This is a genomic window from Actinomadura sp. 9N407, from assembly GCF_044326315.1.
Taxonomy (GTDB): Bacteria; Actinomycetota; Actinomycetes; order Streptosporangiales; family Streptosporangiaceae; genus Spirillospora.
In genome coordinates this window covers 100337-124366 of sequence record NZ_JBIRAW010000026.1, presented here as the reverse complement: position 1 = coordinate 124366, position 24030 = coordinate 100337, and the positions used below count along the sequence as shown (strand labels likewise).

The 24030-nt window shown below is 69.1% G+C and carries 29 protein-coding genes and 1 pseudogene; 16 read left to right on the top strand and 14 right to left on the bottom strand.

The annotated features are described in order from the left end of the window. Nucleotides 1-71: 71 nt before the first annotated feature. The gene (locus tag ACH34Q_RS33040; protein WP_395987046.1) at nucleotides 72-575 is read left to right on the top strand and encodes a nuclear transport factor 2 family protein; all 504 of its coding nucleotides are present in this window, start codon (nucleotides 72-74) and stop codon (nucleotides 573-575) included. A 73-nt stretch (nucleotides 576-648) separates the two neighbouring features. On the opposite strand, the gene ACH34Q_RS33035 is transcribed toward ACH34Q_RS33040, so the two are convergent. Beyond that, on the bottom strand, nucleotides 649-1746 hold the full coding sequence (locus ACH34Q_RS33035) for a winged helix DNA-binding domain-containing protein (RefSeq protein WP_395987045.1): 1098 nt from the start codon (nucleotides 1744-1746) through the stop codon (nucleotides 649-651). A gap of 173 nt (nucleotides 1747-1919) precedes the next feature. On the opposite strand from ACH34Q_RS33035, the gene nadE reads away from it, so the two are divergent. Beyond that, the gene (gene nadE / locus ACH34Q_RS33030) at nucleotides 1920-2795 is read left to right on the top strand and encodes an ammonia-dependent NAD(+) synthetase (protein WP_395987044.1); all 876 of its coding nucleotides are present in this window, start codon (nucleotides 1920-1922) and stop codon (nucleotides 2793-2795) included. A 104-nt stretch (nucleotides 2796-2899) separates the two neighbouring features. Here the strand turns inward: nadE and ACH34Q_RS33025 are convergent, their stop codons facing one another. Continuing rightward, on the bottom strand, nucleotides 2900-4048 hold the full coding sequence (locus tag ACH34Q_RS33025) for an epoxide hydrolase family protein (RefSeq protein WP_395987043.1): 1149 nt from the start codon (nucleotides 4046-4048) through the stop codon (nucleotides 2900-2902). A gap of 62 nt (nucleotides 4049-4110) precedes the next feature. Between ACH34Q_RS33025 and ACH34Q_RS33020 the strand changes: the two genes are divergently transcribed. The 4 genes from ACH34Q_RS33020 (at nucleotide 4111) to ACH34Q_RS33005 (ending at nucleotide 6670) form a co-directional block, all read left to right on the top strand. Further along, entirely contained in the window at nucleotides 4111-5052 is a 942-nt protein-coding gene (locus ACH34Q_RS33020) for a helix-turn-helix transcriptional regulator (protein WP_395987042.1), read from the top strand. Nucleotides 5053-5179: 127 nt separating this feature from the next. After that, nucleotides 5180-5536, top strand: a complete 357-nt coding sequence (locus tag ACH34Q_RS33015; RefSeq protein WP_395987041.1) for a DoxX family protein — start codon at nucleotides 5180-5182, stop codon at nucleotides 5534-5536. A gap of 55 nt (nucleotides 5537-5591) precedes the next feature. Continuing rightward, the gene (locus ACH34Q_RS33010) at nucleotides 5592-5867 is read left to right on the top strand and encodes a hypothetical protein (protein WP_395987040.1); all 276 of its coding nucleotides are present in this window, start codon (nucleotides 5592-5594) and stop codon (nucleotides 5865-5867) included. A gap of 431 nt (nucleotides 5868-6298) precedes the next feature. After that, nucleotides 6299-6670 carry a hypothetical protein gene (locus ACH34Q_RS33005; RefSeq protein WP_395987039.1) on the top strand — a complete coding sequence of 124 codons (372 nt, stop codon included), beginning with the start codon at nucleotides 6299-6301 and terminating at the stop codon, nucleotides 6668-6670. Nucleotides 6671-6764: 94 nt separating this feature from the next. Here the strand turns inward: ACH34Q_RS33005 and ACH34Q_RS33000 are convergent, their stop codons facing one another. Beyond that, nucleotides 6765-7211, bottom strand: a complete 447-nt coding sequence (locus ACH34Q_RS33000; protein ID WP_395987038.1) for a hypothetical protein — start codon at nucleotides 7209-7211, stop codon at nucleotides 6765-6767. A gap of 359 nt (nucleotides 7212-7570) precedes the next feature. On the opposite strand from ACH34Q_RS33000, the gene ACH34Q_RS32995 reads away from it, so the two are divergent. Continuing rightward, the gene (locus tag ACH34Q_RS32995; RefSeq protein ID WP_395987037.1) at nucleotides 7571-8308 is read left to right on the top strand and encodes a L,D-transpeptidase family protein; all 738 of its coding nucleotides are present in this window, start codon (nucleotides 7571-7573) and stop codon (nucleotides 8306-8308) included. 173 nt (nucleotides 8309-8481) lie between these two features. Here the strand turns inward: ACH34Q_RS32995 and ACH34Q_RS32990 are convergent, their stop codons facing one another. The 6 genes from ACH34Q_RS32990 to ACH34Q_RS32965 form a co-directional block, all read right to left on the bottom strand. Beyond that, on the bottom strand, nucleotides 8482-8943 hold the full coding sequence (locus tag ACH34Q_RS32990; RefSeq protein ID WP_395987036.1) for an NUDIX domain-containing protein: 462 nt from the start codon (nucleotides 8941-8943) through the stop codon (nucleotides 8482-8484). Between the two features lie 83 nt (nucleotides 8944-9026). Next, complete coding sequence (locus ACH34Q_RS32985; protein WP_395987035.1) at nucleotides 9027-9923, bottom strand: WD40 repeat domain-containing protein; 897 nt, start codon at nucleotides 9921-9923, stop codon at nucleotides 9027-9029. Nucleotides 9924-9945: 22 nt separating this feature from the next. Next, nucleotides 9946-10611 carry a methyltransferase domain-containing protein gene (locus tag ACH34Q_RS32980; protein ID WP_395987034.1) on the bottom strand — a complete coding sequence of 222 codons (666 nt, stop codon included), beginning with the start codon at nucleotides 10609-10611 and terminating at the stop codon, nucleotides 9946-9948. Nucleotides 10612-10818: 207 nt separating this feature from the next. Next, nucleotides 10819-11100, bottom strand: a complete 282-nt coding sequence (locus tag ACH34Q_RS32975) for a DUF397 domain-containing protein (protein WP_395987033.1) — start codon at nucleotides 11098-11100, stop codon at nucleotides 10819-10821. A 42-nt stretch (nucleotides 11101-11142) separates the two neighbouring features. After that, nucleotides 11143-11331: a DUF397 domain-containing protein gene (locus ACH34Q_RS32970; protein ID WP_395987032.1), complete on the bottom strand. Its 189-nt coding sequence runs from the start codon at nucleotides 11329-11331 to the stop codon at nucleotides 11143-11145. Continuing rightward, nucleotides 11322-12122 (bottom strand): helix-turn-helix domain-containing protein, encoded by an 801-nt coding sequence (locus ACH34Q_RS32965; RefSeq protein WP_395987031.1) that lies wholly within the window; start codon nucleotides 12120-12122, stop codon nucleotides 11322-11324. Before ACH34Q_RS32965 ends, ACH34Q_RS32970 begins: the two co-directional genes overlap by 10 nt. 141 nt (nucleotides 12123-12263) lie before the next feature. Between ACH34Q_RS32965 and ACH34Q_RS32960 the strand changes: the two genes are divergently transcribed. The 3 genes from ACH34Q_RS32960 (at nucleotide 12264) to ACH34Q_RS32950 (ending at nucleotide 13845) form a co-directional block, all read left to right on the top strand. Beyond that, a complete protein-coding gene (locus ACH34Q_RS32960; protein ID WP_395987030.1) occupies nucleotides 12264-12653 on the top strand; it encodes an ATP-binding protein in 390 nt (129 codons plus the stop codon). A 214-nt stretch (nucleotides 12654-12867) separates the two neighbouring features. After that, nucleotides 12868-13032 (top strand): hypothetical protein, encoded by a 165-nt coding sequence (locus ACH34Q_RS32955; RefSeq protein WP_395987029.1) that lies wholly within the window; start codon nucleotides 12868-12870, stop codon nucleotides 13030-13032. 183 nt (nucleotides 13033-13215) lie between these two features. Beyond that, nucleotides 13216-13845, top strand: a complete 630-nt coding sequence (locus ACH34Q_RS32950) for a hypothetical protein (protein WP_395987028.1) — start codon at nucleotides 13216-13218, stop codon at nucleotides 13843-13845. A 14-nt stretch (nucleotides 13846-13859) separates the two neighbouring features. Here ACH34Q_RS32950 and ACH34Q_RS32945 read toward each other — a convergent pair whose 3' ends face one another. The 3 genes from ACH34Q_RS32945 to ACH34Q_RS32935 all read right to left on the bottom strand — a co-directional run bounded on the left by ACH34Q_RS32945 (nucleotide 13860) and on the right by ACH34Q_RS32935 (nucleotide 16249). Continuing rightward, nucleotides 13860-14663, bottom strand: a complete 804-nt coding sequence (locus ACH34Q_RS32945; protein ID WP_395987027.1) for an SAM-dependent methyltransferase — start codon at nucleotides 14661-14663, stop codon at nucleotides 13860-13862. 144 nt (nucleotides 14664-14807) lie between these two features. Beyond that, entirely contained in the window at nucleotides 14808-15533 is a 726-nt protein-coding gene (locus tag ACH34Q_RS32940) for a DUF6882 domain-containing protein (RefSeq protein WP_395987026.1), read from the bottom strand. A 74-nt stretch (nucleotides 15534-15607) separates the two neighbouring features. Beyond that, nucleotides 15608-16249, bottom strand: coding sequence for a TetR/AcrR family transcriptional regulator (locus ACH34Q_RS32935; RefSeq protein WP_395987025.1), 642 nt, complete (start codon nucleotides 16247-16249; stop codon nucleotides 15608-15610). 72 nt (nucleotides 16250-16321) lie between these two features. Here ACH34Q_RS32935 and ACH34Q_RS32930 point away from each other — a divergent pair, with 72 nt between their 5' ends. The 3 genes from ACH34Q_RS32930 (at nucleotide 16322) to ACH34Q_RS32920 (ending at nucleotide 17788) form a co-directional block, all read left to right on the top strand. Further along, nucleotides 16322-16804, top strand: a complete 483-nt coding sequence (locus tag ACH34Q_RS32930; protein WP_395987024.1) for a hypothetical protein — start codon at nucleotides 16322-16324, stop codon at nucleotides 16802-16804. A gap of 233 nt (nucleotides 16805-17037) precedes the next feature. Beyond that, nucleotides 17038-17388, top strand: a complete 351-nt coding sequence (locus tag ACH34Q_RS32925; RefSeq protein ID WP_395987023.1) for a hypothetical protein — start codon at nucleotides 17038-17040, stop codon at nucleotides 17386-17388. Nucleotides 17389-17527: 139 nt separating this feature from the next. After that, nucleotides 17528-17788: a hypothetical protein gene (locus ACH34Q_RS32920; RefSeq protein ID WP_395987022.1), complete on the top strand. Its 261-nt coding sequence runs from the start codon at nucleotides 17528-17530 to the stop codon at nucleotides 17786-17788. A 164-nt stretch (nucleotides 17789-17952) separates the two neighbouring features. Here the strand turns inward: ACH34Q_RS32920 and ACH34Q_RS32915 are convergent, their stop codons facing one another. Then, nucleotides 17953-18918 carry a helix-turn-helix transcriptional regulator gene (locus ACH34Q_RS32915; protein ID WP_395987021.1) on the bottom strand — a complete coding sequence of 322 codons (966 nt, stop codon included), beginning with the start codon at nucleotides 18916-18918 and terminating at the stop codon, nucleotides 17953-17955. A gap of 62 nt (nucleotides 18919-18980) precedes the next feature. Between ACH34Q_RS32915 and ACH34Q_RS32910 the strand changes: the two genes are divergently transcribed. Beyond that, the gene (locus ACH34Q_RS32910; RefSeq protein WP_395987020.1) at nucleotides 18981-20147 is read left to right on the top strand and encodes an epoxide hydrolase family protein; all 1167 of its coding nucleotides are present in this window, start codon (nucleotides 18981-18983) and stop codon (nucleotides 20145-20147) included. A 93-nt stretch (nucleotides 20148-20240) separates the two neighbouring features. Here ACH34Q_RS32910 and ACH34Q_RS32905 read toward each other — a convergent pair whose 3' ends face one another. Continuing rightward, nucleotides 20241-21524, bottom strand: a complete 1284-nt coding sequence (locus ACH34Q_RS32905; RefSeq protein ID WP_395987069.1) for an epoxide hydrolase family protein — start codon at nucleotides 21522-21524, stop codon at nucleotides 20241-20243. 108 nt (nucleotides 21525-21632) lie between these two features. Here ACH34Q_RS32905 and ACH34Q_RS32900 point away from each other — a divergent pair. After that, nucleotides 21633-22277: pseudogene (locus tag ACH34Q_RS32900) on the top strand (helix-turn-helix transcriptional regulator); the annotation flags it as partial. Between the two features lie 146 nt (nucleotides 22278-22423). Next, a complete protein-coding gene (locus ACH34Q_RS32895; RefSeq protein WP_395987019.1) occupies nucleotides 22424-23956 on the top strand; it encodes a hypothetical protein in 1533 nt (510 codons plus the stop codon). Nucleotides 23957-24030: the final 74 nt, after the last annotated feature.

The window sequence follows — 24030 nt, the reverse complement described above, 5'->3', positions numbered from 1 at the left end:
CGTCGGCATGCGCCGTGCCGCGCTCGTCCCGGTCGACGGTGCGGCGGCCCGAAAGCGACTCCTGGAGGACGATGGATCCGAGCGGCGACCGGGCGCTGCCCGCTCATGACGCCGAAGCGGTCGTCGGCGGGCTGCTGGACCGGCACGAGGTGATCGACGCGCTGTACCGGTTCGGCCTCGGGCTGGACCTGCGGGACAGGGCGCTGCTGGTCTCGGCACTCGCGGCCGACGCCGAACTGGATCCCCGCCCGGCGGCGGCCCGATGGGGGGCGTACGGCCCGCTGATGGTCGGCCGCGACACGATCGTGAACCTGCTCCTGGGCCTGTTCCTCGGCTTCGCCGACACCACCCATGCGGTCACCAACCCCCGCGTCGATGTGGACGGCGACACCGCCGGGCTCACCGCGATCGTGCAGGCCCGGTACCTGCTCAAGGCCGTCCCGGGCGAGCACGTCCTGCTCACCAGCCGCTTCACCGCCGCGCTCGTACGGGACGGGGAGGGCTGGGTGATGCGGCACATCCGCATCGAGACCGCCTGGTACACCGGCGACCCCGCCGCCGTCTTCTGCCGATAGAGGCGTGACGTGATGGCGTGCGCCTAGTCCCGCCGCTTCTGCCCGTAGAAGTCGAACGTGATGCCGCGCTCACTCAATGAGGAGACGCGGCCACCTGGACGCGGCGGCTTTCGTGGTCGGACAGGAACGACGCCATCTCCTCGCCCTGTTCGGCGACGGCCGTACGCTCAGCCGGGGAGAGGCTGCGCAGCGGGGAGACGATCACGGTGCCTTCCTCGTCCTTCCAGGTCGCGGCGACCCGGCCGTCCACCAGTACGGCACGCTCGCCCGCGACCGACAGGCCGCGGTGGGCGTCGTCGATGATCCGGCTGCGGTCGTGGTAGCCGAGGATCGCGTTGTCGAACGCCGGCAGGAACCGCACCGGAGCGGGCGTGTCGGGGTCCGGGCGCGGAGCATCGGGAAGGTCCAGCAGCTCGCGGCCACGCTCGTCCCGAAAGGTGACCAGCTCATCGCGTATCGCGGCCACCGCTGCGGGCAACCCGGCGAGCCCGCACCAGGCGCGCAGATCGGCCGAGGCCGCGGGGCCGAACGCGGCCAGGTAGCGCCGTACCAGCGCCTGGCCCACCGGATCCGAGCCGTCCGGGTCCAGCGGGTCGATGTCGCGACCGAGCCATGAGGTGTACGGCAGGTTCCGCACCCCCGCCTTCGTCCGCCAGAGCCCGCGCGGCGGAAGCTGCGCCACCGGGACGAGAACGATCAACATCTGCCCCAGCACCCGCGGACCCGGCTCCGGCCAGCGCTCGGCGAGCGCCCGCGCGATCTCTGTCATCGAGCGCGGTACGCCATCGGCCAGCACCGCCCGTCCTGCCGCCGCGAGCTCATCGAGATCCACCCCGTCGAACTCACGGCGGTAGACGCCGAGTATGCGCTGGCGCAGCATGGCGGCGTGCCGAGCCCGCCAGGCCAGGGCGTCGTCCGCGGTGACGAGGTGAATGGTGCAGCGCATCATGTGGGTCCGCACCACGCTCCGCCCGGTCAGCAGGTCCGAGAGCGCCGCCGGGTCGAAGTCGCGCAACCGCGACCAGAGCCCGATGAACGGTTCCTGCGGTTCCTGCGCCTGCAGGCCGCACAGGTGCGTGACGGCGTCGAGGGCCGGCATGTCGGCGGGATCGAGCAGCAACTGCCGGGCGAGCGCCGCACGGTTGAGCGCCCGGGTGTCCAGAACGGTCATCGTTCCCCTTCGATCCTGTACGGGCCGGAAGGTCGGACGCCTGCCCGCCGAGGGCGGCGACGTTGTCCGGCATACGCCCACGATCGCAGGAGAAGCGGTCAGAACATGGCCGCTATTCGAGGCTTCGCAGGGCGGCGACCGGCTGGTCCGATTCCGGCCAGTACGGTACGAGCATGGCGAACCTACGGGAGCAGATCCTCGCCGAACTCGGCGTCAAGTCGATCATCGTCCCCAAAGTCGAGATCCGGCAGCGGATCGACTTCCTCAAGGACTACCTGCGGTCGACCCCGGCCAAGGGGTACGTGCTGGGCATCAGCGGCGGTCAGGACAGCACGCTGACCGGCAGGCTGTGCCAGCTCGCCGCCGAGGAACTGCGCGCGGAGGGGCATGAGGCCACCTTCGTCGCGGTACGGCTGCCGTACGGCGTGCAGGCCGACGAGCACGACGCGCAGATCGCGCTGGAGTTCATCCGGCCCGACCGGTCGATCACGGTGAACGTCAAACCGGGCGCGGACGCGGTCGCGGCCGAGGTGGCGCTGGGGTCGCGGGAACTGCTTGGCGATGAGACCGGCCTGCGGGACTTCGTGCGCGGCAACGTCAAGGCCCGCGAACGCATGGTGATCCAGTACGCGATCGCCGGGCAGCTGGGCCTGCTCGTCGTGGGCACCGACCACGCGGCCGAGGCGGTGACCGGCTTCTTCACCAAGTACGGCGACGGCGGTGTCGACATCACCCCGCTCACCGGGCTCACCAAGCGCCAAGGCGCCGCGCTGCTGCAGGAACTGGGCGCGCCACCGCGCGTCTGGGAGAAGGTACCGACCGCCGACCTCGAGGACGACCGGCCCGCCCTCCCCGACGAAGTGGCACTCGGCCTGACGTACACCCAGATCGACGACTATCTGGAAGGCCTCGACCGCACACCGGACCTGGCGGCGAAACTGGAGTCCTTCTACCTCGCGACCCGGCACAAACGGACCGTTCCGGTCACTCCCCTCGACGACTGGTGGCAGCGCCCCACGGACCTCGAACGTCCCGGGCAGGTCACCTAGCAGCGCCGAGCCGGACGGCGAGTCACGGTCACAGAGGTCCAGAACCTGGTCCAGCCGAGCGCGCCGTCCAACTCGAGTTGGACGGCGCGCCGGTCGGGCTCGGGTCAGCGCAGGTCGCGGAAGAACGTGCGGACGTCGCCCACGAGCAGGTCGGGGGCCTCCATGGCCGCGAAGTGGCCGCCGCGGTCGAACTCGGACCAGTGGACGACGTTGTGGTCGCGTTCGCCGATGGAGCGGATCCCGAAGTCGTTGGGGAACACCGCCGCACCGGACGGCACCTCGGAACGCTCGGTCTTCTTGCCCCAGTTCGCGGCCTCTTCCTTGTAGAGGCGCGCCGACGAGGTGGCCGTACCGGTGAACCAGTACACGCTGACGTTGGTCAGCAACTGGTCCAGCGAGACCGCGTCCTCGGGGAGGTCGTGAGCCGGGTCGGTCCATTCCTGGAACTTCTCGACGATCCACGCGAGCTGCCCCGCCGGGGAGTCGGCGAGGCCGACGCCGAGGGTCTGCGGCCGGGTCGACTGGATGATCGCGTAGCCGGCGCCGTCCTGCATCTGCTCCTGCATGCGGCCGAGCCGTTCCTGCTCGGCGGCGCTCAGCCCCGCGAACTCCTCGGGATCGCCGGACGGGAACCCGAGACCGCCGTTGACGTGCACGCCGATCACATGGGACGAGTCGATGCGGCCGACCTCGGGCGAGATGACGGAGCCGGTGTCGCCGCCCTGCGTGCCGTAGCGGGTGTAGCCGAGCCGGCTCATCAGCGTCTTCCACGCCCGGGCGACCCGCGGGATGTTCCAGCCGGCCTCCGTGGTCGGACCGGAGAAGCCGAACCCCGGGATGGACGGTGCGACGACGTGGAACGCGTCGGCCGGGTCGCCGCCGTGAGCGGCGGGATCGGTGAGCGGGCCGATGATGTTCATGAACTCGACGATCGAGCCCGGCCACCCGTGCGTCAGCAGCAGCGGCATCGCGCCGGGCTCGGCGGAACGGACGTGCAGGAAGTGGATGTTCTGCCCGTCGATCTCGGTCGTGAACTGCGGGAACTCGTTGAGCTTCGCCTCCCACGCGCGCCAGTCGTAGGTCGTCCGCCAGTACTCGGCGAGCCCCTTCACGTAGCTCGCGGGGGCACCGTACGACCAGCCGACACCGGGCAGCTCGTCGGCCCAGCGGGTACGCGCCAGGCGGTCGTGCAGGTCGTCGAGGTCGGCCTGCGGGACGTCGACACGGAAGGGCCGGATCTCAGAAGTGCTCATAACGAGGACTCTAGAAAGCCTTGCGGACAACTATCGTCCTGAAGGATTGCCAGACTGGCACCATGTTGGAAACTTCGGCCCGCCTGCTCCGCCTCCTCTCCCTGCTCCAGACCCGGCGGGAGTGGTTCGGCTCCGAACTCGCCTCGCGCCTCGACATCGACGTGCGCACCGTCCGCCGCGACATCGACAAGCTGCGCAGCCTCGGGTATCCGGTCGACTCCACGTCGGGGACGGCGGGCGGCTACCGCCTCGGTCCCGGCGCTTCGCTTCCCCCCTTGCTGCTCGATGACGAGGAAGCGGTGGCGGTCGCCGTCGGGCTCCGCGGTGCCGCTGTCGGTACGGTCTCCGGCCTCGGGGAGACGTCACTGAGTGCGCTGCTCAAGCTCGAGCAGGTGCTGCCGTCCAGGCTGCGGCGGCGCGTCAACACGCTGCACTCCACCACGGTCTCCATGGCCGGCGCGGGGCCGACGGTCGACCCGGAGACGCTGACCGCCATCGCCGCCGCCTGCCGCGACCATGAACAGCTGCGTTTCACTTATCGCGGCTCGCCCGATCTCCGTGTCGTCGAGCCGCATCGCCTCGTACACACGCCTCACCGCTGGTACCTCGTCGCGTGGGACACCGGCCGCGAGGACTGGCGGACGTTCCGCATCGACCGCATCCAGGACCGGCCGTCTCCAGGCCGGCGATTCGCCCCGCGTCCCCCACCGGCCGAGGATCTCGCGGCCTACGTCTCCCAGGCGATCTCGTCGTCCCCGTACCGCTACCAGGCCCGCATCCGGCTGCATGCCGCAGAGCCCGAGGCGGCGGCCCGGGTCTCGCCGACGGTCGGGCGTCTGGAGGCTCTCGACGACGCGACCTGCCTGCTGCACACCGGATCCAACTCCCTCGACGAGATCGCCGTCTACGTCGCCCTCATGGGCTTCGACTTCGATGTCCTCGACCCGCCCGAACTCGCCGACCACATCCGCGTCCTCGCCGAACGCCTCGGCCGCGCGAGCTAGGCCGAGGCGTTCGAGACCACCGGCAAGCCCGGTTTCCGGCCGATGTCACAAAACGAGCCGCCCACTCGTCGTCCAGGGGCACGGCATCCCGCAACGGAGTGCCCGGCAACCACAGAATCGAGAAACCTTGTTCGCCGCCTATGTCACCGTCACCATCCTCGGCGTGGTCCTGAACGGCGTCACCGCCGTCTTCTACCTGAGCGGCCACGAATATCCCAAGACCCAGGCGGACATGAAGGGCGTTCCCCGCAAGTGGGTACCGGTGCTGGGGACGCTGCTGGCAGCGGGTTCCCTCGGGCTGCTGGCCGGGTTCGCCGTACCGCTCCTGGGAACCCTCGCCGCCTCTGGCCTCGTGCTCTACTTCATCGGCGCGATCATCGCCCACCTGCGGGTGGGTTCCCGCGCCATCATCGCCGGGACCGTACTCCTCGCCATCGCGGCGGCCGCCCTGGCTCTGGGCCTGGCCGACCACGGCCCCTGGTAACCCGCGGATCGGTCCTCCGCCCAGGCGACGTTCGCTCCGCCTGTACGGTCAGGACATGCACGCTGGCCACCAACCGACTCTTGACGAGATCGAAGCGCGCTTCGTCGCCCTGGTCGAGGGCCGGGTGACCCGTGACGAGGCCGACCGCTGGGCCGCGCCGCTGGTGGCCGACGACAGGCTCGGCTGGGACGACCTCTCTTGGTGGGCGCTGAACCTCCTCCACGGAATCGACCTTCCCACCGACAAGGGCGACGGCTACCTGCACAGCGATGAGCAGATAGCCGCCTGGCTCGCCGAGCTGAGAAAGCGCCGGTCGACGGAACGCGGCTGAGCCTGCTTCCCGAGCCCGCTGCCCCGATCGCCGTTCGAGACTGGAACGCACCGTGGCGGTGTCGATACAGTTCGGCGGGCAGGTAACGGCCTCCCCTCAGGACGAAGATGACCTCTCAGCCGTCCACCGGTCGTTGCCGGAAGACCGGCCTGGTGACAGCCCTATTGGCGATGTTGTGCGCGTCGGCGGCCTGCTCTGGCGAAGCAGCGGACACACGACCGACCCGGGCCGCTTCCCCTCCGCCGCAGCCGGGACCGCCGTCTCGGTCCCCGCAGCGGACGTGGACTCCCAGCGCCGACATTGACGAAGCCGCCTGCCGGAAGAAGGATCCAGAGCCGTGGCGTCCGTCAAGCGCCCCGTACACCGGACCTGGTCCGCACTACGTCCACCCGATCGAGGTCCAACTGGACCCCGGTGAGCCGGAGGACGCGATGGACAGTAAGGACCTGTCCACGATCCCCGACGACATGCAGATACCCGGTGCGCGAATCCCGGATGGGTGGCAGCTCATCGCCTGCGTGTACGACGGTCGGCCCACACGGCGGTCCGGCACGGTGAGCTGCTATTTCGACAACCTGAAGACGTCCAAGAAGTACCCGCTCCACGAATCCCGTTACGAGGTGATCGTGCGGGAGGCCCGTACCGGCAAGAGGGTGACCACGCTCAGTGTGCCGGGCACGACCGGCGACAACGGCGGCTGTCCCAGTTTCGTCATGGACACCGGCGACACCATCATCCTGAAGCCTCTGGACGGCCGCACTCTCGGCGAAAAACTCCGCCCGGTATTCAGCGCCACCAAATAGCAGGGCACTGCCGACTGCCGCACGGGTCGGCGTCGGCCCAACGCGAACACGAATCCCAGGAACGCCCCACGGGCAAGCCGCTGCGGCGGTCCGATCAGGCGGGCGGCATGCGGAGCACGGCGAATCCGCCGTGAATGGCCACGACAGCGACGGCGAAGTCATTCTGAGCGGCCCAGCTATTGAGGCCCATAGTGAGCTTGAATTTGCCCTTGTCGGTCTCGAAGCTGTAATTGCCCGAGCCCATGTTGCTGACGGAGTCACCGGTGTAGCGCCCGACGATGGTCACGTCGGCGGCGCTCACCGACTGCACGCGCACCGAGTGGACCTTCATCCGGCGTGGCACCGGGATGCGCGCGCCCGGTCCGACGCGTACTTCACACTTCCCGTCAGCGCACGCGGCGAGCTTGGTGCCGTCCGAAGGCGACACCGACGGCGCCGGTGGTGATGCTGAGGCCTTGGCCGACGTGGGGGGCGGCGATACGTCCGATGAGGCGTCATCGCTCGACCCGCACCCGGCCGATACCAGCACCCCGGCCGTCATCGCGATCAGTGTCCGGGATCGCGACCACGATGAGAACATGGCACTCCCATTCTCTCGCTCGTGGCGCCTTTCGACCGCGCCGCCTGGGCATTTGACAACAGCGCTTACGTGTCGTCAGCGACGAAACATTGGCGCTTTCGGTCGGCCATGCCTACCGGCCACAAACCTATGTGTTTCGGCACGGCCTCGCACGTGTTCGTACGAACATGTGCGCTTTCCCGAAGAGGCTGCTCGGGTGAGATGCCCCCGGCCGGGTACGGAAGCCATCGCACGGGTGGTCCCGGCCGTCTGCCGGCCCGGTCGCCCGGTGCTTCAGCCACCAGGCCCGTACGGGCCCTACAAAGGCCGGGGGTTCGGGGATGGCCGTTCGAGTTCACGCGCAGCGAGGCGGCGCGCTCCTGGTCGCGGGCGTCACGGCCGCATTGGCGGCGACGCTCGTTCACGCGCCCCGGGCGTCGGCCAGCGAGGCGGATCCGTGCCTGGCGCTCTCCCTCGGGAAGTCGCGCTACGAGCCGGGCAAGGCCAGGCACATCGTGTTCGCCGTCGCGGCCGGATACGGAACGCCCCTGGTGACCGTCACGGAGTGCGCCAAGGCCGGCCCGTTCTGGCGGACGGTCCTGAGCACGCCCGGGTACGTGGGACGCAACGGGTTCGCCGAACCGGGCACCAAGCGGGAGGGCGACGGCAAGTCCCCCACCGGCTCGTACAGCATGACCGAGGCGTTCGGCGAAGGGGACCCCGGCACCCGGCTCCCGTACCGGACGCTGCGGAAGAGCGGCGACTGCTGGGGCTCGACCGTCGGCGACCCGCGCTACAACCGGTACTACCGGGGCACCTGCCTGCCTGCGGACGAGAACCTGTCGCAGTACATGCTGGAGGGGCCGTACCGGCAGGCCGTCGTGATCGGCTACAACCGGCCGCCGGACTCGCCGGTCGTCCAGGGGAACGGCTCGGCGATCTTCATGCACATCGGCACCGGCCGCCCGACGGCGGGCTGCGTCTCCCTGGCCCGTCCCGAACTGGAGGCCGTCATGCGGACGCTGCGTCCAGGCGACCGGATCATCATGGGCCCACGCGAAGCGCTACTGCGCCCGTGACCCCTACCGGCCGCCTAGGGGACGTGCGAACGGCATCGACAATGCGAAACTCCTGGTCGAGACGGAACGGCTCGCGGGGGATACCCACGTGGAGCGGCGCCTCAAGGAGACCGAGGACATCATGACTCACCCGCCCGGTACGAGTCGTTCCGGAGTTTCGAATGCGGTCGGGATCACCACGTGGCCCAGTCACGGATGGTTCTGGCAGTCTCCGTGGTGACATCGGAGCCAGTGACTTCAGCTGGACTGAGCCAGCGGTACGAGGTGTGCTCGGGGCTCAGCGTGATCGGCCGTCCGTCGTGTGCAAGCCCGAAGGTGTACTGCCTGGCCCTACGACCAGACCCGGACACGTAATCGAAAGCCACGACGAACTCGGGGTCGGGGACGAGCGGGCCAGTCCAGCCGATCTCTTCGGCCAGCTCGCGTTCGAGCGCGGACAGCAGGCTCTCCCCATGCTCCACACCGCCCGACGGCAGTTCCTCGATGCCGGGCAGGAACTCGTCCCGCTGGGAACGGCGCAGGATGAGCACCTCGCCGCCGATATGGACGACCGCACCGACCACGAGCTTGGTGATGCCATCGCGGTCGGCGCCGTCGACCAATCGCTGAAGGTCGGTGCCTGGAAAGCCGCTCACCGTCCGAGCGTAACCGCGGCAAAGGCCTGATTCAGGGCTTCGAGCACAGCGTCGATGCGGGCTTGCCCCGGCCTGGCCATCGTTCAGCAGGCCGCTTCGGTCAGCGAGACGGAGATTAAGTAGCGGTGCTCGACGGTGCCGCCCGTGAGCGTGTCGAGCACGGTGACCGTCCTCTTGCCGACGATCAGCAGGTGGCGGCCGGCGGGAGTACGGCAGACGGTCATGGGACGCCCCGTTGCGCGATGAAGGTCGCGGACATGGCTGCCCGTCGCGACGGAGAACTCGCTGACGCGGGTTTCCTCGCCGGTCGTCATGACGGCCTGGACAGCGGTGCCGTCCGCACTGATCACCGCGTGGACGAGGCTGCGGCCGGGGTCGTAGGGCTCGGCCGGGATGACCAGTCGGCTGAGCGCTAGCGGGTCACCCGTGTGGGCGGTGTCGAGAACGCGGACACCGTCGTCCGGGCTACTGTCGTCGCCCGTCTCCCAGGTGAAGGCCAGCTTCCGCCCGTCGGCCGACCAGGACATCCCGTCCGCCGCCGCGAAATCCATCCGCAGCCAGCCCTGGTGGCGGCCATTGGTCAGGTCGGTGACGACGATCTGTCCCAGCCTGGGGTCGGCGTACGCCAGACGCGTGCCGTCGGGCGAAAGAGCAAGATCCCCTCCGTACGGCGTGATGCCCGGGACGGGCGCCATCGCCGCGACACGGCCCTGGTCGTCGATGCGCACGCGGAAGAGGCGGCCTGCGCCCCCCGCCTCGGTCGTGCCGTCGAAGTAGAAGGTGCGGTTGTCGGCCGCCGACGTCAGGCCCTCGAACATGAGGACGCCGGGCGGGCGGGTCACCTCCTGAGTGACCTGCCCGGTGGCGACCTCCATCACCACGAGCCTGCCGCCATCGAGTCCGCTCGAACCGAACTGATCGTGGGCCAGCATGAAGCGAGGCCCCGTGGGGGCGGCGGAGCGGTCCTCGCTCAACGCCATCGGACCGCCACCGCCCCACCCGTCACGAACAGCGGGCTGCGCCCGTTTCCGCCAAAGGTGCCCACATCGACACACCCCTTCGTCTGGGATGTCTTGAGAGACATGCTCTTCCAGATTCTTCAGGATTCCGGACGTGGCGGGCCGTCGAGGCCCGTTCGCCGCGCCGGACCCGCAGCAGCATGAACGCCACGTTTCCCACGATCCGGCCCCGCATGGCGCCGTCCCCTGACACCACGAACGACACCAGAGCGCCGTTGTGGAAGTCGGTAGCCCACGGGACCAGCACCCGGCCGCCGGGGCGGGTCTGCACCGCCCACGCGCAAGGCACCCGCTCGGCCGCGACGGTGGCCACCACTCGGTCGTACGGAGCGCCGGGCGGATGACCGAGCGCTCCATCACCCGTGATCACCGTGACGCCGTATCCGTCGTGCCGCAGGACTTCCCTCGCACGGTCCGCGACCTGCGGGTCCACCTCGACGGTGGTGACGTTGGCGGCGCCGACCCTCTCGGCCAGCAGCGCCGCGTTCCATCCGGTGCCGGTGCCGATCTCCAGGACGGACATGCCCGGCTCCGTTTCCAGCGCGGCCAGCATCAGCGCCACCACGTCAGGCCGACTGGCCGAACTGCTGATCTCCTCCCCCAGCAGCCCAGGCCCGGCCGGATTCCCGTCGTCCACCTGCGTGATCACGAACTCACCGGCGTAGCAGAGGTCCAGCAGGCGCCCTCGTCGTCGGCGCGGTGGACGGGGGACCAGCCGGTCACCCTCTTGTATCCACACCGTGTCGGGAATGAACCGGTGCCGGGGTACGGCCACCCGTTGACTCGTGGCGTGTTCGCCTGTCCGCAACCGTGGAAAGGCGAACACGCCACGAGTCAACGAGGGGGCGGACTGGGCTCAGGTGGTCTCGGAGATTGCCAGTACGGCTGCGCGGAGGGTGGCGGAGGGCAGGAGTAGTAGGGGGCCGTCAGGGTCTTTGCTGTCACGTACGGCCACCACACCGGGAGAACCGGCCAGCTCGACGCAGTTGCCGCCGTTGGACGCGCTCCGGCTCGCCTTGCGCCAGGTGGTGTTGCCGTCGCGTACGACCAGCAGGCCGGAGACGTCGGCGAGTTCGATGCAGTTGCCATTGGACGAGCTGTAGCTGCTCTTACGCCAGTCGGCGCCTGTCGGCTCCATATCTCCAGCACCCCTCTTAGGTCCTGTGAAGATCGGTACAGGTCAGGCGGTCGGGAGCGCCGCCTGTACGGCCGCACGCAACGCCGCTGGGGTCAGCAGCAGTACGGGGCCGTCCGGGTCTTTGCTGTCGCGTACGGCCACTACACCGGGAGCACCGGCCAACTCGACACAGTTACCGCCATTCTCGCCGCTCCGGCTCGCCTTACGCCAGGTGGCGTCACTCAGGTCCATTTCTCTAGCGCCTTTCTCATCATGTCCTGTGACATGTCCTCGGGGAGGGCCCTCGCCCGTAGCTCCCTCAGTACGGCGGAAAGCCTGGCGAGGTCGGATGGGTCATCCGTCGTGATGCCGCGTATGGTCGTCTCGAGATACGACACCTCGCTCCGGTCCTCCATGGTAGCCACCACAAATGCTCCGCCAGTGCCAGCAGGACGTCCAGTAATACGAACGATCTGGATCGTGACGTTAGGAAGTTCACTGAGAGCCAGCAGGTGCTTCAACTGCTCTCTCATCACCTCGGGCGAACCCACCTTGTAGTTGAGAACCGCCTCGCTCAACAGCGCGACCAGTTCCGTTGGGGGCGGGCTGTCCCTGGTAAGGATGCTCTGACGAGCCATGCGTGCCTCCACGGCATCGTCAGCGCCCAGGAACGCGCGCGCGTAAGCCTCGTTCTGGAGCAGGCCGGGAACGATCGTGTGCTCCCAGGAGGTCAGCTCTACTGCCTCTGCTTCGATCTGTGGCCAGTCGAACCAGATCGGCACCGGGTGGCCGTCCTTATTCAGGTCCTCCCACAGGCTGATGAGCGAGCCGCCTGCCTCCAGGTAGTCATCGGTGATCTCCACGTACGTGCGCGTGGCGCGCTTCTTCCCGGCCTCGATCCGGCTCGCCTGCGCAGGGCTGACCTTCGTCAGATGCGCGATCGTCTCCTGCTTGACCCCCTTGGCCTCCCTCATGCGGCGCATCTGCCGACCGAACGCTACGAGCGCGGGGGACTCGCGGGGGCGTTGACGACGTGCGGCCATGATCACTTTCTCCTCTCGGCAACTTGCTGCCTCAGCACCTGCCTTGCCACTCCGAGCCACCCTGCGGCAGCAAGCAAATCCTAGGCCGGAATGTAGCTCAATGTGTGCTGTAGACAACAGAACGTGAGAGGAGACACTCCCGTGGATGTTGCAGCACATGGGGAGATCGTGATCAAGCGGCAACTGGAGGCCGTGGCCGAGGTACGCAAGTTCATCCGGCTCACGCTCGGCGACTGGGGAGTGGACGACTACACGCCCTGCCTGGTGGCAAGCGAGCTGGTCAGCAACGCGATTCGGCACGCGTGCACCGCCGACGACGACGTGACCGTACGGCTCGGACGTCTCGATGATGGAGCGCTCTGGATAGAGGTACAGGACGCCACCACCGAGATGCCGCGCATCGTGGATGCGGCCCTGAGCAGCGAGTCCGGCCGTGGCCTGTTCGTGGTCGAGCAACTCACCCGCTACTGGGGCGTCCGACCCCTGGCCAACGCGGCCGGCAAGGTGCTCTTCGCCGTCCTCAGTCCGTGAGGCCGAGCACCAGGACAGACAAACCCAGCCCTCCGGGCCATCGCGTCCCACGGTGACTCGATCGTGCCGGGGCCCATGGCCCGGAGGCGGACTGAACTCCGAGACGCAATCCCCATCCACCGCTTTCTAAGGCTGCGTGTTGATTAGATCAACCAGTGCTATGGTGTTCTCGCGCGATGAAGAGTCCTCAGCATCGCGCGTACGGGGAGCCCGCGTGAACCCCAACGGGAAATCAGCGGCGGCCACCATCGGCCGCGTCTCGCCGCACATTCGGCTTGCCGATCAGTCGCTCGACGGCGTTCCGCTCCTTGTGAAGGCAGCTGCGCGCCTGCTAGATGGACGGTTGTTGCTTCCGGGTTTTTCACGGTTGACGGCCTGATCCATCTAGCGCAAGGTCCGCTCGGCTGGTCTAGTAGGAGCCTTCAGTCGGGACGTGACACGAACCTCAGGAGTTCAAGGCATGGCGACAGATGCCGTCGATGGATCGGTTCCGGCAGCAGGCGGGGGTGGGCAGCGCGTCCTCGACCTCCTGGACAAGGCGATCGACATCCAGACCCCGCTGGTGCGCAAGAACATCACCCGGGCCCGCCAGCGGAACCCGGACGCGACACCCGCACAGGTCATCCGCAACTTGGAGCGGATGTACGTCAGCGCCTTGGCCGGGACGGGTGCCGCAGTTGGAGGAACCGCGGCCGCGCCCGGCGTCGGCACGGGAGTCGCACTGGCACTGTCGGCGGGCGAGGCCTTCTCATCTCTTGAGCTGAGCGCCCTCTTCGCGCTCTCGATCGCCGAAGTCCACGGAGTCCCCATCGACGAGATCGAGCGCCGCCGAACGATCGTGATGGGAATCATGCTCGGCGGGAGCGGCTCCGCCACCATCACCAACGCCGCCGGGCGTACGGGGCAACACTGGGGACGCCAGGTGGTCGCCAAGGTGCCCATCCAGACGTTGCGTCAGATCAACAAGGTCTTGGGGAGGAACTTCATCACGAAGTACGGGACCAAGCAGGGGATCATCGTTCTCGGCCGTGTGGCACCGTTCGGTATCGGTGCCGTGATCGGTGGCGGCGCCAACGCCGCCGTCGCTTCCCTGACCGTGAGGGCCGGTCGTCGCGCATTCGGCCCACCCCCGACGTCGTGGCCTTCGATGACGCACAGCACACCGCAGGCGGCCGAGAACCTGGATGCCTGATGGTGCGCACGCGGTCAGGGTTTGCGGGCTACTCCGCCGAAGTCGTCGACTTCCGTGGGGCCGCCGACCTCTGTCGGGTCAGGACGCCAGGTGCTCACCGACACGACGCCGGGTTCCAGTAGTTCCATGCCCCTGAAGAAGCCTTCGAGCCGTTCCGGTGTGCGGTTGACGCGCGGGTTCTCACCGGTCTCGTTCCACTGCCGCACCATCTCGTTCATGGCCTCTGGATGGATGACATTGGTGTCGTCGTAGAGGATGAGATAGCTGCCTGAGGGGCACGCGTCGAGCAGTTGGCGGACGATGCCATACGCCTCGTCGTCATCGGTGATGTGGCCGAGGACCCCCATCAGCATGAGGGCGACGGGCTTGGTGAAGTCCAGCGTCCGTGCGGCCTCCGCGAGGATCTTCGCGGGGTCGCGCAGGTCGGCGTCGATGTAGTCGGTGGCGCCGGCGGGGGTGCTGGTGAGCAGGGCGCGGGCGTGTGCCAGAACGAGGGGGTCGTGGTCGACGTAGACGATCCGGGAGTCCGGGGCCACCGCCTGGGCGATCTCGTGGGTGTTGCCGGCCGTCGGCAGGCCGGTGCCGACGTCCAGGAACTGGCGGACCCCGGCCTCGCCCGCCACGTGAGTCACCGCGCGGACGAGGAAGGCGCGGGCTGCCCGGGCGATCTCCACGATATGGGGGTTCAGCGCGGCGATCTGGTCGCCGACCGCACGGTCGATCGCGTAGTTGTCCTTGCCGCCGAGCCAGTAGTTCCACACCCGGGCGGACTGCGGGACCGTCGAGTCGACACCGGGAGCGGGAACGTCATCGGTCACGGAAGCCCCTTGGATCGCGATGGACATCGATCCACAATTTAGCCCGAGTTGCGTTAGCCGAGTTGGGTTAGTCCGAGTTGCGGCCAAGGGGACGGGCCGTCGCCGGATCGCCGGCGACGGCCGATGCGCAGTCCGGTCGGGTGATCAGGTGCCGTTCGGCGCGGACAGCGTGGCGTTGATGCCGGTGATCCGGGCGTACTGGTCGAAGTCGATGGTGGCCTTGAAGCCGGGCCCGGTGAGGATGAGCTGCGTGTAGTCGGGGTTGAACTGCGAGCCGAGTCCCCGGCGCTGGGCGTAGCTGTGCACCGCGCGCCGATGATCGGACAGCCGGAGGCCGGCGAGCCCCTGCTGGATGACGCGCATGACGCGTGCCGGTTCGGGCGGGGGCAGCTGGAAGTCCGGGTGTTCGATGAGGAACGCGGCGCGGGTGCCGCCGCCGACCTCGCCGTTGTAGGAGGTCCAGCCGCCCGATATGACCTTGGCGGCATCGGTGAGGAACGCGGTGGCCATGGCCGCCTCGGTGGGTGCGCCGGGCAGCGCGTCGAACGGAACCTCCGCGGAGGCGAGTTCGGTGATGCCATACCGCTGCCCGAAATCACGCACCGTCGCCGACAGCGCGGTCACCGGCTCCGGATATCCGGACGGGTTGGCCCAGGCCCACAGCCACGATCGCGGACCGGGGGCCGCGCTGCCGAGCAGGTGGAAGCGGGTGCAGGTGAGGGGACGGCTACCGGTGAAGTCGAAGCGCTGCTGCTGCAGGTCGACGTTCCAGCTGTGGTCGCCGAGAACCTCTTCGAGGTGCAGCTGGTGCTCGAACGAAAGGAACGCCGCATCGTCGAGGACGTTCGCCAAGGTGAGTGATTCCGACATCTGGGGCAGCGTAGTGGATGTTCAGCGGCGTCGGCGGCCTCGTTCGTACGACGCGTGGACGGTGCCCGCTGCTCTCAGGACGCTGTTCCGGCGTCTCCCGTCCCAGCGCAGGTGAGGTAGCCCGTCAGCATGGCCACCACCTCGTTCTCGAAGCGGTCGATGTCGTCGGCGGCTCCGTGCGCGAAGAACCGGTGAACGAGCGACTCGATGGCGTTGACCACGAGCCGCGCCGCCATCGCGGTGTCGGCCACCCGTACGGCCGGGTCGGCGGACAGCATCCCGGCGACCGTGTCGATGGCCTGCTCCTCGGCCCTGCGCAGCATGTCGAGGAGTTCGGGCGGCCGCGGCGCCTCCTCGAAGAGCACCCGATGCAGCGCGGGGTCGTCGCGATGGTTGTCGATCGCGGCACGGACGAACAACCGCAGCCGCTCCTCCAGCCCGTCCGGCAGGCCGTCCCGCAGCTGCCGGACGATCGAGGCGATGCCGTCCCGGGCGTGCGCGGTCACCAGCTCGGCCAGGATGGCGTCCTTGTTGGGGAAGTACTGGTAGAGCGAGCCGATGGAGTGCCCGGCGGCCTCGGCGATGCGGTTCGTCGTCCCGGCCGCGTAGCCGTGCTCGGCGAAAACGCGAGCAGCGGCGTCCAGGATCCGCTCCCGCGTCTTGACGGCGCGCTGCTGCGTGGGGCTCTTCCTGGGCCGGAGCCGTTGCGACGCCACCCCTGCGACCTCCCTGCCGATCTGGGCGAAAGCGAGTAGTCAAAAGCTGAGCAATTACTCACAATTTAGGCCATGAGAACGATCCGCATCGAGACCACGCTGCCCACCGACGCCGAGAGGGTCTGGCGGGCGATGCAGCATCCCGCCTCGTTCACCTACGTCGTCCGCGGGCTCTTCGCCTTCCCGCCCCTGGCCGGCCGCACCGAGCCGGTCCGCGACGGCGAGACGGGCATCGGCCGGCTGCGCCTGTTCCACCTGATCCCGCTGTGGCGGCACAGCATGCGGATCGACGTCGATGCCGGCGACCGTTCGCTGCACTCCCAGGAGCACGGCGGCGTACTCAAGACCTGGAACCACACCCTCCACGTGGAACCACTGAGCGAACGGCAGTGCCGCTACAGCGACACGGTCGAGTTCGACGCCGGACGCTTCGACGCGATGACCGCCGCCTTCGCCACTTGGTTCTACCGTCACCGCCAGCGCCGCTGGCACAAACTCGTCCATACGCACCTGCTGCCGGAAGGCCCGCGCTACACGCACTCGCCCCCTTCGTGACCGGGACTGCGGCGGGCCCGTGCAAAGGCCGGTTCTGAGGGTGCTGCGGTCACCTCACAGCCCGGGTGGCAGGAGGGCGGCGTCGAAAATGGCGGCCACGTCTCCGTCCCGGCGCCCTACCGCCCCTATGGCGGCGCATCACCTGAGAAAGCCGGCCGCCGACGCTCAACTCGGCCCGCCATCGGTGGCAGGCTACGGCCATGGGACGACTTGAGGATCGGTGGAGCCGTCGGATGCGGGAACGGCCGCCGACTCCGGCGGAGGTGGCGGAGGCGGCCAGGCGGGAGCAGGAGCGTCTCGCGGAGGAGCTCGCTCCGATCACGGTGTCGACCCTGTCCACCGCGTCCAGGCCGTACGAGCAGCACGACGTCATCTACGGCGAACCCTGCGACGACGCGGGCGCGGCGATGGTCAGTCTGAAGCTGGCCGCGCGGACGGCCGGGTGCGACGCGGTGCTCGGTGTCGGATTCGGCTCGGCCGAGTTCCGGGTAGGACAGCCGGTCGTGCTGAACGGCGTACCGCACGGGCAGTCCAGGTACCGGCTCTTCGCGTACGGAACGGCCATCAGATGGCTCCCTGAGTAACACCCCGCCGACTCCCACCCCGCCGGACACCCAGGCCGCCTCCTGCTGAAGGCGATGGTCGTCCTCGCCGGTCCAACGTCCGCCCTTGCTCGTTCCATGCCAGGTTGCTTCGACCTGCTCGGACATCGAGGATGAGCCAGTGATCCCGATCTACACCACCGATGGCGTTCCGCTCGCGAACTCGGGCCCGATCGAAGAGGCCTGGCCGGTCTGGATCGACTCCGACTCGATCGGTCCTGGTCTTGACCAGCTGGCGCACCTCGCACGGCAACGGAACGCGCATGCCATCGTGGCATTGAAGATCACCACCTACTGGCTCAGCGGCGGGAATGTGCAGGACTACATCCCTCGTGCGCGCCACGTGCTGTTCGGCACGGCCGTTACCCTCGGCGAGCCGTAACCCCAGGGACGCAGCGTTGCGGGTACGCCGCGGAGACCGTCTTCCGCCCCCCGGGAACGGCCATCCGTATGGCCGCGCGGAGGGCGGCGGAACGGGTCTTCACGCCGGGCGACGCCATGGTGCACGGTCAACACAAGATCGCCCGCCGGGTTTGAAGTATGGGGTCAAGTGGCTTCGCTGGTGGCGTGGGCGTAGCGGGTGGAGAGGGTCTGGAGGAGGGCGACCAGTTCGGGTGGGTCGGTGACGGTGAAGTCCTCGTTGAGGAGGCCCAGGTGTACGGCGAGGGCTTCGAGGGTGTCGGCTCCGGTGTGGAGGATGCAGGTTTCCTCGTCCAGGGCTTCGACCGTTCCGACGGCCGGGTTGATGTGGGCCGTGACCCTGGCGGCGGGTGCGTGGACGGTGACTGTGGCACGGTGCCGCCAGGCGGCGGCGGAGACGCCTCGCATGACGCGCGTGACGACGTCCTCGGGCGGTTCGCGTGGGGTGAAGCGGGGGCCGGTGGGGACGCGCGGGGTGAGGCGGTCGACGCGGAACGTTCGCCAGCCGGAACGGTCGACGTCCCACGCCACCAGGTACCAGCGGCGACCCCAGGACACCAGGCGGTGGGGTTCGACGGTACGGATGCTCTCGCTGCCGTTGTGGCCTTGGTAGTCGAAGCGCAGGCGTTCGTGGTCGCGGCAGGCGGCGGTGATGACGGTCAGGGTCTCGGCCGTGACCTGGGGGCCGGGACGGTCCGGCGGTACGGGCACCGTGTAGCTCTGCAAGGCGTTGACGCGGCGGCGCAGGCGGTCCGGTAGGACCTGTTCCAGCTTCGCCAGGGCCCGTACGGAGGTCTCCTCTACCCCGGCGATCGTCCCGTTGGCGGCGGTGCGCAGGCCGATGGCGACGGCTACGGCTTCCTCGTCGTCCAGGAGAAGGGGTGGGAGCCGGGTGCCTGCGCCTAGGCGGTAGCCGCCGGTCGAGCCGCGGTTCGCGTGTACGGGGTAGCCCAGGGCGCGGAGCCGTTCGACGTCGTTGCGTACGGTCCGGGTGCTGACCTCCAGGCGGGCGGCCAGTTCCGTACCGGGCCACTCGCGCGGGGTCTGGAGCAGGGACAGCAGGCGCAGGAGGCGTGCCGAAGTTTCCAACATTCTCCGATTGTGGCCGCTCATTAGGAACGAGGTATTCCTAATGGCCTCCTAGAGTTCCTTTCATGAGCAACGAGACCAAGAGCACCGAGATCAAGCCCTTCCGCATCGACGTCCCGCAGGCCGAGCTCGACGACCTGACCGGCCGCCTGGCCCGTACCCGCTGGGCCGACGAGCTGCCGGCCGGCGAGGTCACCGACGGGATCCAGAAGGGCCCGGTCCCGCCGGGCTGGGAGTACGGGGTTCCGGTGTCGTTCGTCCAGGACCTGGTGGCGCGCTGGAGCGAGTCCTATGACTGGCGCGCCTGGGAGGCGAAGATCAACGCCTTCCCGCAGTTCACCACCGAGATCGACGGGCAGCTGATCCACTTCCTGCACGTCCGGTCGGCCGAGCCGGGCGCCACGCCGCTGATCCTCACGCACGGATGGCCCAACACGTTCGTCGAGTACCTGGACCTGATCGGGCCGCTGACCGACCCCCGTGCGCACGGCGGGGACGCGGCGGACGCGTTCCACGTGGTGATCCCGTCGCTGCCGGGCTTCGGGTTCTCGGGCCCCACCCGTACCAAGGGCTGGGACGCCGCCCGTACCGCCGACGCGTGGGCGGAGCTGATGAGCCGGCTCGGGTACGAGACGTTCGGCGCGCACGGCAACGACGCGGGCGCGATCGTCAGCCCGGAGCTGGGACGGCGGCACGGCGACCGGATCACCGGCGTGCACGTCAACCAGATCTTCTCGTTCCCGTCGGGCGACCCGGCCGAGTTCGAGGGGATGAGCCCGGAGGACATGCAGTACCTGCAGTTCCTGCAGGGCTTCGTCGAGCACGCCATCCACGACAAGGCCCAGCAGGCGCAGCCGCAGACGCTCGCGCACGCGCTGGCCGACTCCCCGTCCGGGCAGCTCGCCTGGATCGGCCAGCTCCTCGGCACCGCCGTGGACCCCGACATCGTGCTGACCAACGCCACGATCTACTGGCTCACCAACAGCGCCGCGTCCTCGGCCAGGTTCTACTACGAGAACCACCACGCCGAGCAGGACACCGTTCCGACGACGTTCCCGCTCGGGCTGGCCTCGTTCGCGTTCGACTTCCGGCCGCTGCGCCGGTTCGCCGAGCGGGACCACAAGAACATCGTGTCGTGGAACGAGTACGACCGCGGCAGCCACTGGGCCGCCCACGACGCCCCCGACCTGCTCGTCGACGACATCCGAGGCTTCTTCCGCCGCTTCCGCTGACACCCCGCCCAGCCCGTTGACTCGTGGCGTGTTCGCCCTCGGCTTGCCGTGATCCGGCGAACACGCCACGAGTCAACCCGTGAGGTCAGGGGGTCAGGGGGCCAGGGGCAGCTTTTGGAAGAAGTCGCGGACGTCGTCGATGAGCAGGTCCGGCTGTTCCATCGCCAGGAAGTGGCCGCCCTTGCCCAGCTCGGTCCAGCGGACGACGTTGTGGTCGCGTTCCGCCCAGGGGCGGATGGTCACGTCGTGGGCGGAGACGAGCACGGCGGTCGGGACGGTCCCGCGCTCCGGCACCCAGCCGCCGGAGTCCCCGCCCCAATCGCCGGAGTCCGTGCCCGCCTCGCCGGAGTCCGTGCCCGCCTCGGAGTCGGCGCTCCAGTCGCCGGAGTCCCCGCTCGCGCCGGAGTCGGCGCTCCAGTCGGCGGAGCCGGAATCATCGGAGTCCGTCCAGGCGTTCGCGGAGATCTCCTCGTAGTAGATCTGCGCCGCCGACCCGGCCGTCCCGGTCAGCCAGTACAGCGAGACGTCGGTCAGCATGCGGTCGCGGTCGATGCTGTCCTCGGGCAGGCCGTCCTCCGGCATGGAGAGCTCCTTGAACTTCTCCATGATCCAGGCGAGCTGGCCGGTCGGCGAGTCGTGCAGCCCGTACGTCACCGTCTGCGGGCGCTTGGAGTTGCACTGCAGGTAGCCGTCGTTGAAGTTCTGCATCGCCTGCCAGGCCTTCCGCTCGGCCTCGCTGAGGCCGTCCATCTCGCCTTCGGCCCCGATCGGGAACGTGAGCAGCGCGTTGACGTGGAGGCCGGCGACATGGTCCGGGTCCTGCTTGACCATCTCGGGGCCGACCCACGCGCCGGTGTCGTACCCCTGGATCCCGTACCGCCCGTACCCGAGCCGGGACATCAGCTGGACGAGGACCCCGGCCATGCGGGCCGCGCCCATCCCGGGGCCCGCCAGCGGGGTCGAGAAGCCGAAGCCGGGCAGCGACGGGATCACCAGGTGGAAGTCCGCGCTGAGCGGGCCGATGACGTCCAGGAAGTCCGTGACGTTGCCCGGCCAGCCGTGCAGCAGGATCAGCGGCATCGCGTCGGGCGCGGCCGACCGCACGTGCAGGAAGTGGACGTTCTGCTCGTCGATCGTGGTGGTGAACTGCGGGTACTCGTTGAGCGCCGCTTCGTGGACCCGCCAGTCGTAGCCGGTACGCCAGTACTCGGCGAGCTCCTTCAGGTAGTCCAGCGGTACGCCGCGGCTCCAGCCGACGCCGGGCAGCTCGTCCGGCCAGCGCGTGTTGGCCAGCCGCGCGTGGAGGTCGTCCAGCTGGGCCTGCGGGATGTCGATACGGAAGGGACGGATCGTATCCGCCGTGAGCGTGCCTGCCATGTGGGTGCCTGCCATGTGGGTGCCTGCCATGAAGGTGTCTGCCATGCACGTGACGCTAGGACGGTCTTAGGACAGGTCTATTCCTAAGCTTCTGGCAATGTTGGCGGCATGCTGGAAACCTCCGCGCGACTGCTCAAGCTGCTCTCGCTCCTGCAGACCCACCGCGGCTGGTCCGGGGCCGAGCTGGCAGAGCGGCTGGACGTGACGACTCGTACCGTACGCAGGGACATCGAGCGGCTGCGCGAACTCGGTTACCCGGTACACGCCGTCCAGGGGACGTCCGGCTACCAGCTCGGAGCCGGTACGTCGCTCCCGCCCCTCCTGCTCGACGACGACGAGGCGGTGGCCGTGGCGGTCGGGCTCCGTACATCGGCAGGCGGTTCGGTGGCCGGGATCGAGGAGACGTCGCTGCGGGCGCTCACCAAGCTCGAACAGGTCCTGCCGTCCCGGCTCCGGCACCGCGTGAACACGCTGAACGCGGCGACCGTACGGGTCGGCGGCGGCGGCCCGGCCGTCGACCCAGACGCCCTGATGGCGATCGCCGAGGCCTGCCGCCGTAACGAGCGGCTGCGGTTCGACTACACGAGCCCGCGCGACGGCGGTACGACCCGTACGACCGAGCCGCACAGCCTGGTCAGCTTCGGCCGGCACTGGTACCTGGTCGCCTGGGACATCGACCGCGACGACTGGCGCACCTTCCGGGTGGACCGCCTGACGCCCCGTACGCCGACGGGCCCGCGCTTCGTACCGAGGGGTTCTGCCGCCGTCGCGGGGTGACCGGAAGCGGCCCGGGGCGTTCCGGGCGAAGGTGGGGAAGCCCTGGCCAGAGGGACGGGCGGTCGGCGCGGTCCCGCGAAGGCGGCCACGGCCGGGACGAGCCGGGCATAGGGTCCCGCTTCATGATCAGCCATCGGACGCGGCAGGGGCTCTGGCTGGGCACGGTCGCGGCGTGCGCCGTCCCGCCGCTGTACGGCTGGGCCGCGGGGCTGTTCGGGGGTAGCGGGTACATATTCGACATCGGGGTCTCGGCGGGAACCTGCCCTGGATGGGAGCTGCGCTCGCGCGTGTGGTGGGTGCCAGGGCTCCGCACGTTGCTGGCATATCCCCTACTGGTGGCTGCCCCGGCGTTCGCGGTGTGGGCGATCACATTCCGGCGGGCCGGGACCGAGACCAGGACGGGTCGCACCGCCGGCTGGGCTCTGCTGCTGTTCCTGATGTTCACCGCACTGTTCCCGCCGCTGGCCATGGCGTACGACCTCGGCCTCGGCGGGGATTGCCGCGGGTTGTGGGGCGTGTTCGGCCAGGTGACGCTCGCCTGGGACCTCGCCTGGCTCGTCCCCCCGACGCTGCTGCTGGCCGCCCTGTGGAAGCCGGTGTACGGACGGGTCCTGGCGAGCGCGGCCGTGATCGCGGGCCTGATGGCCGTGCTGGACGCCGATGCCTGGACGGACAGGACCATCGCCAGCGACCGGAAGGCGTGCGCGAGGATGCAGGTGGCGCAGCCGTCCGACACGGAGACACCGGTGCAGGCCATCTCCCGGATGCCATGGCATGCCCGAAGGCTGGCGTTCCTGTGCAGCGCGCGCGGGCACGAGCCCTCCCCGTACAAACGGCCGGGCGATATGTATCCAGTTCCGGGCCCTCAAGGTAGGAACGAAGGGAAGGAGCGCAGCGACGGATACCTCCTCGGGCTCGGCCTCGAGATGTGCCGGAGAGGCAGCGGGCCGACCCGGGACAGTAGCCCTGACGAGCTCTCCGTGTGGCAAGGCCCCCAAGGGCGAGTGCCCATCAACGGGGCCTACATGCCGGTGGCCTACCTCTGCCCGGACGCGATCGGCCGGTTCGTTCCGCGGCTTGCGAGCTCGGAGCACCGACTCCGGGAGCAGCGGCGCCGGGACGTCCTGGAGTACGAGAAGGAGCGAGCGCGCAGGGACGTCACCTGCAAGGCCCGCAAGTATCCCGGCCCTCAGCCTCTGCACGAGGGCACCAAGAGCGTGTCCACCAGCGAGGGTGGTGGCTTCTTCGTGACGGGAAGTACACCGGGGACGGGATCCCCGGACGGCACGTTCCAGACCATGCTCGCGGCGATCAAGGACGGGCTGGTCTCGGCGAACGGCGGCGGGGCCGCGGTGTCCACCGCCGAGAACACCGGCATCTGCGTGACCGTCCGCGCGTACGCCAAGGCACCGCCGGTCGCGCTCAAGGGATGGGACCGCGTGGCCGAAGTGGGATTCGACGTGGCGGACGAGAAGCTGAGGATCTACGGCGTAGAAGGCGATAGGGGCCCGTCCGTCCCGGCCGTCAAGGGCTCCGGGCCGTACCGGATGCGTGTCCACGGCCGTGGACACGACGACGACGAGCGGTACCTCATCGTCTACTTCCCGGGCGCCTCCAAGGAGCACAAGGTCTACAGCAAGCCCAGCAGGCCCTGAGTAACCGGCAATACCGGTCGTACCGGCCCATCGCGTCCGGCCCGTCGCGTCCGGCCCGGCTCGTTGGCATGTGC